The sequence below is a fragment of the Crossiella sp. SN42 genome (genome assembly GCF_023897065.1).
In the GTDB taxonomy this organism is placed as follows: Bacteria; Actinomycetota; Actinomycetes; order Mycobacteriales; family Pseudonocardiaceae; genus Crossiella.
This window is the reverse complement of record NZ_JAMHIV010000015.1, coordinates 74,012-88,240: the sequence shown is the minus strand read 5'-3', so window position 1 is coordinate 88,240 and position 14,229 is coordinate 74,012. Positions and strand designations below refer to the sequence as shown.

The window sequence follows — 14,229 nt, the reverse complement described above, 5'->3', positions numbered from 1 at the left end:
CGAAGGCCGGTCCGCCACACCGACGGGCCGGCCTTCGTTAGAAGGGTGAACTGGTATGGGTACGCCGGAATTTGTATCCGTGGAGACCGCGGAGAGCGTGCTTCGTCAGCGGTGGACGCCGGGCATCCGCGCGGTCGATCTCGCCCAGGCTCTGCTCAGCGAGTGCAGCGCGGTCTCAGCGATTGTGTTCATCGCCGCGTTCAGACGCGCCTTTGACATCCCGATCGCCACCATGACTCGCGCACAGAACTGGCAAGGGCGGGCACCCCACCCGCTGGCCCTCTCTGACGAAGGCTTCGATGAGTTGCTCGCCCCCTGGATGAAATCCGGACCAGTGACACGGTCTGAGTAGGTACCCGGGTCTCCTTTTAGGACCAGGGATTCCAGCTGACAAGAGGCATGTGCCTCAGAAACCGAGAAATGGTCGCAAATGTTCACTGGACCGCAGGTGAAGTGGTGGATGTGACAGCAGTGCAGAACAAACAGCGAACAAGGCGTGCCCTCGGCGCCGCCATCACCGCGGTGACCGTGCTCAGCGCCGGCGTCATCGGCGCCGGCACTGTGACCACCGCACACGCTGCCGTAGGGGAGCCGGTGGCGGCAGGTGCCTATCCGTTCTTGGCGAAGGTGGAGGTCGGCGAACAGACACGGAGCTGCTCCGGTGCCCTGGTGGCCCCGCAGTGGGTGCTCACCGCCCGCAGTTGCTTCGCCGAGGACGGCAAAGGGACGCAGGTCCGGCCGGGCCCGCCGGAGCTGCTCACCACCGTCACCGTGGGCCGCAACCCTCTCTCAAGCAAGACCGGGCACCGAGCACCGGTGCTCGAGGTCGTGCCCAGGGACGATCGGGACGTCGCCCTGGTCAAGCTGGCCTTCCCGGTCACCGACATCGCCCCGGTGCCGGTGACCAGCACGGCGCCCACCGACGGTGACGTGTTGCGGGTGGCCGGATACGGGCGTACGGCCATCGAATGGGTGCCGGGTGCTCCGCACAGCGGAACCTACGGCGTGACCTCCGTGAGCGCTTCCTCCGTCGCAGTCTCACCCACCACCAGCGCGGCCAGTATCTGCAAGGGCGATGCCGGCGGGCCGGCGCTGCGTCAGCGCGGCCAGGCGGTGGAACTGCTCGGACTGGTCAGCGCCGCCTGGCAAGGCGGCTGCCTGGAAGAGACCGAGACCCGGCGCACCGGCACGCTGGCGCGGGTGGACAGCATCGCCGACTGGGTGCGCACCACCACCGTCGACCGCCCGAGCCCGGTCGGGTTCGCCTGGCAGAACCAGCTGCACGTCTTCTCCCGCGCCCAAAACGGCGAACTCGCCCACTGGTGGCTGACCCGCGACGGCCGGGTCGAACGCAACTCCTGGGGCCATCAGCTCCTCGGCAACCCCGCCGCCTTCGCTGACGGCGACCAGCAGCACGTCTTCGGCCGCGGCCCCGACGGCAGCCTGCGCCACTGGAACTGGAACGCCGCCAACCCCGAGGTAGTCGGGCACGAGACCTGGAACGGCCCGAAAATCACCAGCGACCCGGTGGCCTATACCTGGAAGGGCGAACAGCACGTCTTCGCCCGCGCCGAGGACGGCTCGCTGGCGCACTGGATCTGGGCCGGGTCGCTCCGGCACGACAGCTGGGGCGGGCAGCTGGTCGGCAACCCGGCCGGGTTCGCCGACGGCGAGCAACAGCACGTCTTCGCCAGGGACAAGGACTCCCAGCTGGTGCACTGGGTGTGGGACGCCCGTGCCGAACGCCTGACTTCTGAGGTGTGGCAGGGCCCGAAGATCAGCAGCGATCCCACCGGTTACCTGTGGCAGGGACAGCAGCACGTCTTCGCCCGCGGGCTCAACGGCACCCTGGAGCACTGGCTGTGGGCGGATGCGTTCAAGCAGGACAACTGGGGCGGCCAGATCGAGGGCAAGCCCGCCGGATTCCCCTACGGCGAGCAGCAGCACGTCTTCGGCCGCGGTCCCGGTGGAGAACTGCGGCACTGGGTGTGGGACACGCGACGCCCCGATGTCATCGACCGCGAAACCTGGCCGGGCACGCCGATCACCGGAGACCCGACCGCGCACGTGTGGTTCGACGAACAGCGGGTGTTCGCCTTCACCATGAGCCCTGACGGAGAACTCGGGCACTGGTGGTGGGAAAACGGCAAACCCGTCCAGCACGACACCTGGGGCAAGTGAGTCGAGCGGGACCGACAGCTGTTGGCCGGTGGTGATGAGGTGAGCTCACCACCACCGGCCGGTGCGTTCCTCAGCCAAGTAGAGGACACGAAGCCGCACACAGCGCTGTAGAACACCGCCGCGCCGGCGACGTTGGTCCCGGACTCTCCCGTGCCTACTTGCGCTGCGAAGACGGCACAAGCGTAGGACGAGGCCAGCATCGGACGAGCGGTCGAAGCATCCGGGCAGGGCGAGAAAACGCACCAGATCCTCTGTCCCTGTCCGGTGAAATCGCCCCGCGGCTGACCAGCCGGACCGCCTAGTCGGTGCAGACCCCCGAAGCGCATTGAAGAACCGGCTTGTAGTCAGGTTTTCTGGTTGACCACCCGTCGAAGTCCGGGTCGATTTCATCGGCTTGGGCAGTGCCGTACCTGGTCCAGGTTGTTGTCGTAGACCGAATTTCAGAGCCAGGTGGACAAATCCTCCGTGACCTCCTCAGCATCCAGCTGCCACAGCACGATGGTGCGATCCTGGCTGGCGCTGGCCAGGGATCGGCTGTCCGGCGCCCAGTCCAGATCGAGCACTCGTTCGGTGTGGCCGCGAGGCGACGCCCATCGCTGAAAGGTCGCGGTCTCCCACACGGTGACCGTGTTGCCCGCTGCTCCGGCAGCGAGGAACCGGCCGTCGGGACTGAACCGCAGCGGCGGTGCGACACCGGCATTGGTTTGCAGTCCGTGGACAGGCGAGTCCTCTTGCCAGTGGTGGATCTCCACCCGACCTTGGTCGCCGGCTGAGGCGATGAGGGTGCCGTCCGGACTGAAGGCGCTGTTTCCCTGTCCGGAGGCGAGCGAGTTCTCCAGCGGTATCCGGCGCGCGAGGCGGGTCAGCAGGGCGTTTCGACTACGCGGGCGGGTCCGAGGATTGATTGGCGGGTCTCCTCGGTACTCATCGCGCCGACGGTGACCATGGCTTCCTACAACAGTTCGGCCAGCTCGGTGCGGCCGGCACAGTGGGGGTGCGAGGACAGGAGCAGGGGGCGTGGGGATGACAGCGGCACGGTGGTTGGGGTTGTGCTGGGGCTGGGGCTGCTGGCGGGATGCGCCCCGCCAGCACCGCAGACACCCACGCCGGTGGACGAGCGGGAAATTTTGCACACCGCGGAGCAGGTGTTGCTGCGCCGGTGTTTGCGGGCCGCGGGGCTTGAGTACTGGCCCACTCCGGCCCGTCCGGTGCCGGCGATGCGAGAGTTCCCCTACGTCGTGGACGGCCCCGACTGGGCCAGGCAATACGGCTATGGCCGGGACCTGGACGATGAGGTAGCCGCGGTACGACAGAACGACCCCAACCGCCGTTACGCCGACTCGCTCCCGGAGCACCGCCGCGCGCGGTTGCCCGTCGTCCTCGACGGTGAACGGCCAGAGGGCCTGACGGCGCGCACCCCGACGGGCTCGTGCTCGCCCGCAGCGACCAGGGATGCCAGGCCGAGGCCTACCGCGTTCTCTACGGCGAGGCCGGGGCCTGGTTCCAGGCGCAATCGACGATCGAGGCCTTGGAGTCGATGACCATCGGCCGGGTACTGGCCGATCCGCGGTTCGCCGAGGCGCTGCCATCGTGGGCTGAGTGCATGCGAGCCGCGGGGCACCCGTTCGACAGCCCAGAGGCACTGCGCGCGAGCTTGCCCAAGGGTACTTGAGGCCGAACGCGTCTTGGCCACCACCGAGGCGAGTTGCGCCCTCAGCTTCAAGCTCAGCGAGTGCTCCGCGGCCCTCGCCGCCGAGCACTCCGCCGCGCTCAAGCGCGAGCACCAGCAGCAGGTCGATGCCTATCACCGGATGCGTGCGGCCGCGCTGCCACAAGCCCGTGCCCTCATCGCGGGCGCGTGATGGGGAATAGAGACAGGGGAGAGATCGTGAACAAGATCCGAACCGCGCTGGCCGGCGCCGCCACGGCGCTGGCGGCCCTGGCGGTCGTGCCAGCCCAGGCACAGGCCGCAGCCGAGCCCGCTCCGACGGGAGTGCAGGCCAGCGGGCAGATGAGGTACTGCAACGGCCTTAACCGGACGAACTTCTGCGGTGGTTATCTCGGCAACGTCTCGAACTTGGGCGCTTGCCGGAACCGGATGGAGTCCTTGCACAACGACGGCCATGCCGGAGCTCTGGACGACGTCTGGGTGCACTGGGGTACCAACTACTCCGGCGCACGCCGAGGAGTCCACCGCGGGGTCATCCTGAACGACCTGCGCCAGTGGCACTTCGACCCGATCACCGGTCCCGGCTCCGGTCAGGCGTTGTGGCACAACATTTCCTCACACCGCTCGACCCAACTGGGCTGAGGTTGCGTCCCTGCTTCCAGTACTCGGCCGAATCCATGGGTGGTCTAGGAGGACTGCGAAGCGGTGCAGGTGAACCCGAAGACCGTCGTCCAGATACGCGGTTGAATCGACCTCCCTACCGGTGATGCTCGCCGGTGATGGCAGGGCCCCGCGGGGATGACCTCGTGCTGCCGTTGCCGTGTCGAGCTGCCCCAGGCCCGGCCAGTTGCGTGTTCTTCGAGGGAAGAGCGCAGCTGGCCGGGCTGGCGCCTGCCGCGCGGCCCGTGTCCCGCCTCTGGGTTAGTCCTAGGGATTGGTCAGATGTCGCGGAAGCAATGTGCCACCGCGTATCCCCATCGATCGCCGATCCAAATGCGGAGCCAGCTGTTGCCATTCACCCCGTCGCAGGTGTCGCGGCCACCAACAGCAAACCAATCGCACACCCAGACCGAACCGAGAGGAGGACGACCGATCACTGGAGCATCCCCCCGAGGTTCGGTGCGAAAGTTCACGGGCACTCTGTCGACCCGCACTTGGCCGGTCGAACACGTGAAGCCGATCATGACGGCTGATTTCGCGATTGGCGCTGGCGCAGGTGCTCCGGAGGTTGAAGTGGCGATCGAGGCCAGGCTGATAAAAATTCCGCCACCGGCTGCCGCTATTCGCGAGCGGCGCATCTATTGCATCCCTCCTGATAGAGAATCGGGAAATTGCGGTGTACTGCGACAGAGTTGTCAGGGTCGATGATTCGACGTCTGACATTAAAACAGGAAACCGATGACTTTCACATTGAGGTGGCAGAGTGCAGTGTCACGCGATGAGAACCCCGCAGGAGCGCGACGGGCAACCTCAATGGACTCGGGTCAGACAAGCGATTAAATGACACCCGCAGCTGCAGTGGAGGCGTTGTGTCAGGACTAGCCCGAGCATGGTAGTAGTGACAGCTACTAATGCTGCGGTTGCTGAAATGAACCACGTTCCATTCCTTGAAACTCTGTCTTTAAATACTTCAGGATTGTCTGTTGATGAGACGATTCAACTCCCCGAACGCCTCGTCGTTCAGTGGGTCACAGGTCGGCGAAGCACCCCTGTGGCGACCAGCCCAAGACGCCGTCACTGCGAACCAGCCGGACCCAACCGTTGCCTTTGGTCACGCCGCATGCGGTGTACCGGCGACCGAGGTCGTAACCCGTGTTGCAGGCGACCCGATCGCCCCTTTTGACGTGGCCGATGACCCGAAAGCTATTCCAGCCGCTGTAGACGTTCGCGTCGTATCGCGCCTCCATGACGCCGTTGGGGCAGTGTGCCAAGGCAGCCGGTGTGGCGGACGCCGGTGCGGGAGATGTCGGTGCGGCGGACGATGGTGCGGCCGAAGCCATCGACATGAGCACGGCTGCTGCCGCTGTCGCGACAACCGAAAGAATTTTACGATTGAACCTCATGAACGGTCCTTTCTGGACGCAGCGGCGCGCTGTGAGCGTCGCATCAACCGCGACCTTGCTGTTGATGAGCATGATGATCGAGATTTGCTGAGGCCGAACCGCTTCGGCGGTGCGACGTGGTGATGTCTAATGGACGCAGAGTTGATCGGTGTCACGGCAGCAGGAGCCGTGCAACAGGATCCGATCACCGAGAGGGCCACCTGGGGACGCCATGCCGCGCGCTGAACAACCGCTGCCGCCCGACACCGGGCCGCTCACCTGTTTCGCTCGTGAACTGCGGAAACTCCGCGCCGCGGCGGGGAACCCGACCTACCGGGAGCTGGCCAGGCGCAGTCACTACTCGCCGACCACCCTCGTCGACGCCGCTGGAGGCAAGCGACTGCCTAGCCTGGCCGCGACGCTGGCGTTCGTGCGCGCGTGCGGAGGTGATGAGACCGAATGGGAACAGCGATGGCGCTCGACTTCAGCGGAACTCGCGCCCCGATCTGAATCAAGTCCCGATCTTCACGCCGACTTCGGCGACGCCCCATACGTCGGGCTGGGCGCATTCCAAATCGAGGACTCCGCGCGATTCTTCGGCCGGGACGACATCGTGCGCACACTAGTGCACCGGTGCGCTGAGCAGCGGTTCCTCGCTTTGTTCGGGGCATCAGGAGCAGGGAAGTCCTCGGTGCTGCGAGCCGGGGTGCTCCCCCGGTTGAGCCAGCGCGGGCCGGTGCTGCTGATGACCCCTGGTCAACGGCCGGTAGAGGAATGCGCGGTGAGACTGGCCGTGCTCACCCATCGTTCAGCCATTGCCCTGCGCGATGATCTTCTGGCCGGGACTGACGGACTGCACCTGGTGGCCCGGCAACTGCTGGCCGAGGTCGACGAAGATTTGTTCGTGGTCATCGACCAGTTCGAGGAGGTCTTCACCCTCTGCTCCGATCAGAGGGAACGGGAGGCCTTCCTCGGCCTGCTCCTGTCCGCGGTGCGGGCTGAGACCAGCCGTGTGCGCGTAGTGCTCGGTGTGCGCACCGACTTCCTCACCCACTGTGCCGCACACCCGGAGCTGGCCAAGGCCCTGCAGGACGCCCAAGTGCTCCTCGGGGCGATGACCACCGACGAGCTCCGCGAGGCCGTCACCCGCCCGGCCCTGGAAACTGGCCAGCGGGTGGAAAGCGCACTGCTGGCGGTGGTGATGACCGAGGCCGCGGGCCGGCCAGGCGCGCTGCCGCTGCTTTCTCACGCCCTGTTGGAAACCTGGCGGCGCCGCCGCGGCAACACCCTCACGCTGCGCGGCTATCACGAGGCCGGCGGCATCGCGCACGCCATCGCGCGCACGGCCGAAACCGTGTACGCCGCTCTCGACCCGGCGGGTCAGGACTTCGCCAAGGACCTCTTCCTGCGGCTGACCGCCTTCGGTGAGGGCACCGAGGACACCCGCCGCAGAGTCAGCCGCGCTGAACTCGATGACTCCTCGCAGGCCGCGCACGTCATCACCGCGCTCACCGCCGCACGCCTGATCACCGCCGATGCCGGCACCCTGGAGATCAGCCACGAGGTGCTGTTGCGCAGCTGGCCCCGCCTGCACGACTGGCTCACCACCAACCGCGAGGGCCTGCGCGTGCACCGCCAGCTCACCGAGGCCGCCGCCACCTGGGAATCCCTGGACCGCGACCCGGCCGGTCTTTACCGCGGTACCCGCCTGGACCAGGCACTGGACTGGGTACAGACACCAGAGTCGTCCATGACGGCGCGGGAAAGCGAGTTCCTCGCCGCTTCCCGACATGAGAGGGACACCGAGGTCGCGCACGGGCGACGGCGTACCCGCAGACAGCGGCAGCTGGTCGTCGCGGTGGTCGTCTTCGCCTTGGTCGCCTGTCTGACCGCGGTGGTCGCCAGCGTGCAATGGGGGATCGCGGCGCAACAGCGCGATGATGCCACCTACCAAAAGCTTGTTGCCGAGGCCGACCGGCTCGCCCACACAGACTCGACGCTGTCGGCGAAGCTCCTGCTGGCCGCCCACCGCCTACGACCCCAGGATGCGGCCGTGCAGGCCCGGTTGCTGGGCAGTCGACCCCGGCCGTCGGCTACCGGCGTCCACGCTCATCATGGCGGCAGTACTGAGGCTGACTACAGCAGGGATGGCAAGCTGGTGGTCAGTGCCGGTGACGACGGCGTGGTCCGGCTGTGGGACGCGCGTGAGCACCAGCGGCTCAGTCCGATTGGCAAGCCCGTCGCCGACCCCGGTGGCGAGCTCTCGTCCCCGGAGATCAGCCCAGACGGTGGTGTGTTGGCGGCGGGGCAGCGCGGGCGGACCCTGCTGTGGCGGATCACCGACCCGGCGCATCCGGTGCGATTGCCCGAACTGCTTCCCGCAGCGCGTGCCCCCGTCGCTGATCTCGCCTTCCACCCCGCAGAGCGCATACTGGCCACAGTGCACATCGACGGAACTGTACGTCTGTGGGAGATGAGCGACCCTGGTCACGCCAAGCTCACCGCGGAGTGGCCCAGTGGCGCCGCAGCGTTGCACACGGTCGCCTTCAGCCCCGATGGGGGCACTCTTGCCACGGCAGGTGAGGATGGGCTGACCCAGCTCTGGCAAGTCGATCGTCCCGGCCGAGCGCCTCGGGTCTTGCGCGGTGTAGCCAGTGGCGAAGGAACGGAAACGCAGACCTGGAGATTTGGGGACGCGAGCCGAGGGCAGGGCCGGGGCACTGCGGTGCTGCACAGCACGACAGCGAGCAGACTGATGAGCATCGCCTTCAGCCCGGATGGAACCGTGCTCGCCACCGGAGGCACGCAGGGCGGCGCCCAACTGTGGCGGGTCTCCGATGGCACCCCACTTGGCGCGCCACTGCCGGTGGAGGACGGCCCGGTGTGGCGTGTGCAGTTCAACAACCAGGGCACTGTGCTCGCTACGGCCGGAAATGACGCGGTTCTGCTGTGGAACGTCGCAGACCTCAACCGGGTCAGCAAGCTCGGCCATTCGCTGTCTGTAGAGGGCCACAGCATGCGGACCGTCTCCTTCAGCGCGGACGGCGCGACACTGGTCACCGCGACCAGCGACGGACGGATCCGGCTGTGGAACGTGCCTCCCGACCTTCTACCCGAGCACCACACCCGTATCGACGCGGTCGCCACACGGCCGCGCGGTGACCTGATCGCATTCGGCGACGCCCGCGACGTGATCCACCTCTGGTCCACCGAGACCGGTCACCGGCCAAGGGAGATGGCGCGTATCGAGCCGCCAGCCGTGCGCGGGCACTGTGAGCAGTGCCGGACACAGGTCCGATTCAGCCCTGACGGCACACTGCTGGTGGCTCTGACCAACACCTCTCTGGTCCGGCTGCTGGATGTCTCCGACCCGAGCCGGCCGGTGCAGCGCGCAGAGATCCGGCTCGGCAGTACATCCACCACCGCGCTCGCGCTGAGCCCGGATGGGCGCCTGCTCATGGTCAACGACGACGACCACACCGCACGACTGTGGGACATCAGCAATCCTGCCCATCCCCGGCCACTGGGCACACTTCGCCACGGCAGCAAAATCCGCTCGATGGCCTTTCGCCCCGACGGGCAAGTAGTCGCCACCGTGAGCGCCGGCCGGCGCATCACCCTCTGGCAGGTCAGCGATCCCGACCACCCACAGCAGCGTGGGTCCGCGGTAGGGGCCGGAACCGGTGGATTGTTGGCCTTCAGCCCCGATGGCAGCACTCTCGCCGAAAGCAGCGCGGAACCGGTGGCGCGGCTCTGGAACGTGCGGGAGACCAATCTTCCCGTGTTGTTGCCGGAGCCGTTGACCGGGCACACCAAGGACATCACCGCGGTGGAGTGGGCACCGGACGGCCATACCGTCATCACGGCCAGCGCGGACCAGACCGTGCGGAGGTGGAGAGCTGGGGAGCGGAATCATTACGCGTGGACCGGCGGTGAGCTGCTGATCGGGCCTAAGCCTGAGGCGGTTCTTGCATTGCTTCCTGGAGACCGACTTCTTGTCGGTGACGGCACCAACACCGTGCGCATCGTGGATCTCAACCTCGAGCGGGCAGTCACCCGTCTCTGCAGCACCCTTGACCCACTCGATGAGCATCAGTGGCGACAGCACCTACCGGACACGCCCTACCAGCGAACCTGCCCGCCGCCGCGCTGACCTCACGCCTTCGGCTTCAGCGCACATGCACCGTTTCCGCGCCACGGTTGAGACCAGGGCAGCTGACGCTGACCCAGTGGCCGGACTCGCTGCCAGGACCGCCCTTGTTTCCGTTTCGCGGGCGCCACAACCGGTCTCGACTCGCTTAGCTCGACGACTGGCCACCCAGCATCAGATCGGTCCCACCGAGCCAACATGCTGTTCACCGCGTCGGCCAGACCATCAGCGGCGCCACATCAACCGTGAAGGGGAAGGGCACCACGAAATTAGTGCTGACCGGCCAACCGCACCGCAGCCGACGGCACCACCGCGAGCTACTGCCTCCGCCTTCCCTTCAGCTCCTCCGAGCAGGTGAGCGATCAGGCGGCCTGGCTGATGCCAGGCCGCAGGCAGCCCGCCCGCTGTACCGGCCCCGCTGGAAGCGGGTGAACCCGTTGCAGCGCAGGAGGTCTTGCTCATTCGTGGTGGGGGCAGCCTCGACTGGTGCAGGTAGGGCCATCGTCGCTGGTGAAATCAGCCATGTCCACGGTGATGAGCTGCAATGAAATCTGGGTGACTGCGTTGTCCTGTGCTGGGAGGATGGCGCGGTGGGCTCGCGGTGGAAGGCTGATCACGGGCGTTGCGAGGACCCGTTGATCCGGCTGTATATGTTGGCGGCCGAGGACATTCATGTGGTGTGTCCGCGGTGTGACGCTCCTGCCGTGGACGCGCCGTGGTCCGCAGGCTCTCGGTATGTCACGTCGTGGCCGCGCCGTCTGGTGTGCACGAGCTGTTCTTACTTGGCGGCGTGGGCGCCTGGTTGCTCGGTGTGAGGTGGGCCGGTAGATCCCTTTTTCCGTGTGCCGTTGTGGTTGCAGGCCGAGTGCTGCGGCGGTCATACGCTGTGGGCCTTCAACGAGGCCCATCTGGATCTGTTGGAGGGTTACGTAGTGGCGCGGCTACGTGAGCGGCGCGCGTATCCCGGCAGTATGAGCATGCTGGCGCGTCTGCCGAGGTGGATGAAGTCGGCGAAGCACCGCGAGGAGGTGCTGCGGACGATCCGCCGCCTTCGCGCGTCAATGGGCCCGTGAGGGTGCTCCCGAGGCGATGAGGTGTGGGAGAACAACACCGGGGCCGAGCAGTTCATCAGGCTCGACGACATGGCCCTGGAATGCACGTGATCCAGTGCGAGAGAAGACTTTCCCAGGCCACACCCCACCAGAAGCCACTACCCAGCGAGGTGTCCCTACGTTTCAGGACTGGACCACCCCCGTAGTCGGCGTGAACCACCTCGTTGCCGTGCCGTAGGACCACAACCTCTGCGAGTGGGTGGAAGCACGTCGCAGTCCTTGCGATCACCCGCCGGAACGGCCCGGAACCACGTGAGTTGAACCCGAACGGTGGCCACGGTCTGAACCATTAGGGGCCGCTCGTCGGGGCCAGCCACCAGCAAGGGTGGCCTCGAGCCGGCGATGACCACAGCACCGCCGCCAGCAGCCGCCTACAGGCGACGCTCAACTAGTATTCCCTCCGACTGAGCCCGTAGTCGACTACAGCGCAGTCGTGTTGAGCTTGACTGCGGTAAGCAGATCGCCACTTCTCCCGCCTGTCGGTCAGCACGGGACTGACGAAGATCTTGCTGCGCGCATCCGATCGCCGTGCTCTGCGGGGGAGGAACCCTCCCCCGCCCCGGCTCTTCCGGAGGCCTGGCCAGCGTCACGATTTGACCTACCCGGAGAAGGTGCTGATAGCTCATATCGGCAGGGGCGCTCTCGGGCATGCTGAGGGTCAGAAAGAAGGAAAGACCCGCCGACGCGATGTCGGCGAGTCTCTGACCTGCGTGTTTCTGGTGGACGATACTGGGATTGAACCAGTGACCCCTACCGTGTCAAGGTAGCGGTCATACCTACGCTGACCTGCGAAAACGCTGTTCAAGCAGGTAGCTAGTCCTTCGTTCTGGCGCCTTCTCGCTCGTTCCCACCCGTTCACGCACGTTGCCGACCCCTTGTTTTCCAGACTGCTTGCGAGGCGATCGACCTCACGGCCGACGCACGCATGATGCAGATCACGGGCGCTGGCACTTGCGTCCCGAGTCGCCGACCTCGCCGAACCCCGCCTCTTGCCGTGCAAGAGCCAGTGACCAACTGCGTCGGCCGACCCCGCCCTCGTCTGGATTGAACCAAGACGCCCTACCGTTAGGGCGACCGTCAACCACCCCGGCCGATCATCTGCGAGCACAATCCGTCATCCGTTCAGGCGACGCTGAATCGATACCACGTGGCAATCTCTAGATAAGCGGCGCGCCACGACGGACCGTTGCTTCACGCTCTCAGCACACGGTTGATCACCGGAGGTGGTCGACATGGAATTCACCAGTTTTACTTCCGCAAAAGAAGCAGGCGTCAACAAGGTATCCCGATGTCGCGCCGCGCGGATCTCGGAATCAAAGAAGCATAAGGGCTACTCCGAAGCAGGGGTCAAGAGGCCAAAGCGCGGGCTAGTCACCGAGTGGAGAACAGTTCCACAGTCATGGTGGAGTTTCTCGCGATATGTGACCGAAACGTGGCTCCCTAACCATCAGATTGGCGCAAACACCAGAGAAGTATACGATGGAGTCATCAGAAAGCGCCTCGTTCCATACTTTGGCGACATGGCGATCGACTCGATCATTCCGTCAGATGTTCGATTCTTCATCGCGAGTCAACGTCGATTAGGTGCAACGCCTCAGACAATACAGAAGTGTAGGACTATACTTGGAGGGATTTTCACTACCGCCCTCTCGGATCGGCTGATTACCCTGCATCCCTGTACCGGAGTGCGCATACCTGTTGTACCTGTACTTCCCCTCAGGGTGATCTTGCCTATAGAATTCAGTCGCTTACTGGACTCGGTTGAGGGTGAGCAATGGTCGCTCCTGGTCGAGCTTGAGATCGAGACCGGGCTCAGATGGGGCGAATTGACAGAACTTCGCGCAGGAGACTTCGAAACATACAGTCGCTGCCTGACGGTTTCACGATCATGCGTGGAAGTATCACCCAGATTTCATCCAACGCATGGCCGTTTCCTCGTCAAGAACTACACGAAGAACGCCAAGTTTCGCATCCTGAAGCTACGTCATCGGGTTTCCGCAAGGCTAACCAACCATGTCAGGAAGCTCGGACTGGAGAGCAATGGACTCATCTTTCAGATGCCTCAACAGAAGGCTCTGCCGCCACAGCCGCGTGCCGCTGTCGGCAGCGGCGTGACCAAACCCAACTCGGCGGGCCGTTGCTATCAGCATGGAACCTTGACTGGGTACTCGATGGGACGTTGCCGATGTTCACAATGTCGCGCGGCCTACGCCCACTACAGGGCCATGAGGCGCTACGCAGGCAAGGACAGGCCTCCTGTGGGGCGGCCAATTGATACTGATGGACACATCCCGCGGCAATGGTTCCAGCGTACAGTGTGGAAGCCGGCGTTGAAGAGGAGCGGTGTTGAACGGCCCATCGGATTCCATGGATTGCGCCACGCACATGGCAGTTGGATGCTTGCTGGAGGTGCGACACTGCAGCAAGTGCGAGAACGCTTGGGACACAGTAGCCTCCGATCGACAGAACGCTACGTCCACACCCTCGTCGATACCGATGAAAGCGCCCTGGGCGCGTTCGGCCGTATTCGTGACCGCAAATCGTCCCGAGTTGCGGTCACCTGTCATCCTAAACGGCGCCCATCTGGGCAGCGCCGAAACGTTCTGATCGGAGGAACGCGCCGACAGCGTCAGAGGGCGTAGAACGTGGCCGGAGTAGAAGGTCACAGCGGCCACAGGCGGGCATCAGGACTGGATTCGAATATCTCCGTGAGCTGCACGACGGAAACATTGTGGCTACGCAGTGTCGCCGCCGACGCAGCCAACGTACGCATCCCCGAGCTTGCAACTGGTAGTCGATGACCGATTCGCACGGTCCAGGCGCACGGAGGGCGTCACGCAGGTGGCGGAGTAGGAGCCACGAAGTGTCCGGCTCCCAACAGTGACAATCGTGTTCTCGTCTGGCGGAAACACCCAGAACCTGACCTCAGTGCCCGATGACAGCACTCCTTCGTGCCTGGGTAGCAGAGCAGCCGCCGCGGCCTTGCACCTAGCAGGGCCTGGAAAGGTGTGGATGGCGCGGGACCAGTTCCGCCATGCCCCGGTGATTGGATGTCAACGCCCGGACAGCCCAGTG

At 65.3% G+C, this 14,229-nt stretch carries 9 protein-coding genes; 7 read left to right on the top strand and 2 right to left on the bottom strand.

The window, feature by feature from the left end:
* Positions 1–55: 55 nt before the first annotated feature.
* Entirely contained in the window at positions 56–352 is a 297-nt protein-coding gene (locus tag M8C13_RS19295) for a hypothetical protein (protein WP_252482019.1), read from the top strand.
* Positions 353–456: 104 nt separating this feature from the next.
* Positions 457–2,181: a trypsin-like serine protease gene (locus tag M8C13_RS19290; RefSeq protein WP_252482018.1), complete on the top strand. Its 1,725-nt coding sequence runs from the start codon at positions 457–459 to the stop codon at positions 2,179–2,181.
* A 440-nt stretch (positions 2,182–2,621) separates the two neighbouring features.
* Here the strand turns inward: M8C13_RS19290 and M8C13_RS45465 are convergent, their stop codons facing one another.
* Positions 2,622–2,933 (bottom strand): WD40 repeat domain-containing protein, encoded by a 312-nt coding sequence (locus tag M8C13_RS45465; protein ID WP_252482017.1) that lies wholly within the window; start codon positions 2,931–2,933, stop codon positions 2,622–2,624.
* 677 nt (positions 2,934–3,610) lie between these two features.
* Here M8C13_RS45465 and M8C13_RS45460 point away from each other — a divergent pair.
* Genes M8C13_RS45460 through M8C13_RS19270 form a run of 3 tightly spaced genes read left to right on the top strand, consistent with a single transcriptional unit; the run spans position 3,611 to position 4,492 of the window.
* Entirely contained in the window at positions 3,611–3,853 is a 243-nt protein-coding gene (locus M8C13_RS45460; RefSeq protein ID WP_252482016.1) for a hypothetical protein, read from the top strand.
* A 13-nt stretch (positions 3,854–3,866) separates the two neighbouring features.
* Positions 3,867–4,043 carry a hypothetical protein gene (locus M8C13_RS19275; protein ID WP_252482015.1) on the top strand — a complete coding sequence of 59 codons (177 nt, stop codon included), beginning with the start codon at positions 3,867–3,869 and terminating at the stop codon, positions 4,041–4,043.
* Positions 4,044–4,069: 26 nt separating this feature from the next.
* Positions 4,070–4,492, top strand: a complete 423-nt coding sequence (locus M8C13_RS19270) for a hypothetical protein (RefSeq protein WP_252482014.1) — start codon at positions 4,070–4,072, stop codon at positions 4,490–4,492.
* 1,046 nt (positions 4,493–5,538) lie between these two features.
* Here the strand turns inward: M8C13_RS19270 and M8C13_RS19265 are convergent.
* A complete protein-coding gene (locus M8C13_RS19265; protein ID WP_252482013.1) occupies positions 5,539–5,985 on the bottom strand; it encodes a hypothetical protein in 447 nt (148 codons plus the stop codon).
* Positions 5,986–6,124: 139 nt separating this feature from the next.
* On the opposite strand from M8C13_RS19265, the gene M8C13_RS19260 reads away from it, so the two are divergent.
* Positions 6,125–10,045: a helix-turn-helix domain-containing protein gene (locus tag M8C13_RS19260; protein WP_252482012.1), complete on the top strand. Its 3,921-nt coding sequence runs from the start codon at positions 6,125–6,127 to the stop codon at positions 10,043–10,045.
* A gap of 2,341 nt (positions 10,046–12,386) precedes the next feature.
* Positions 12,387–13,796: a tyrosine-type recombinase/integrase gene (locus M8C13_RS45800; RefSeq protein WP_374213097.1), complete on the top strand. Its 1,410-nt coding sequence runs from the start codon at positions 12,387–12,389 to the stop codon at positions 13,794–13,796.
* The last annotated feature ends 433 nt before the right edge of the window (positions 13,797–14,229 follow it).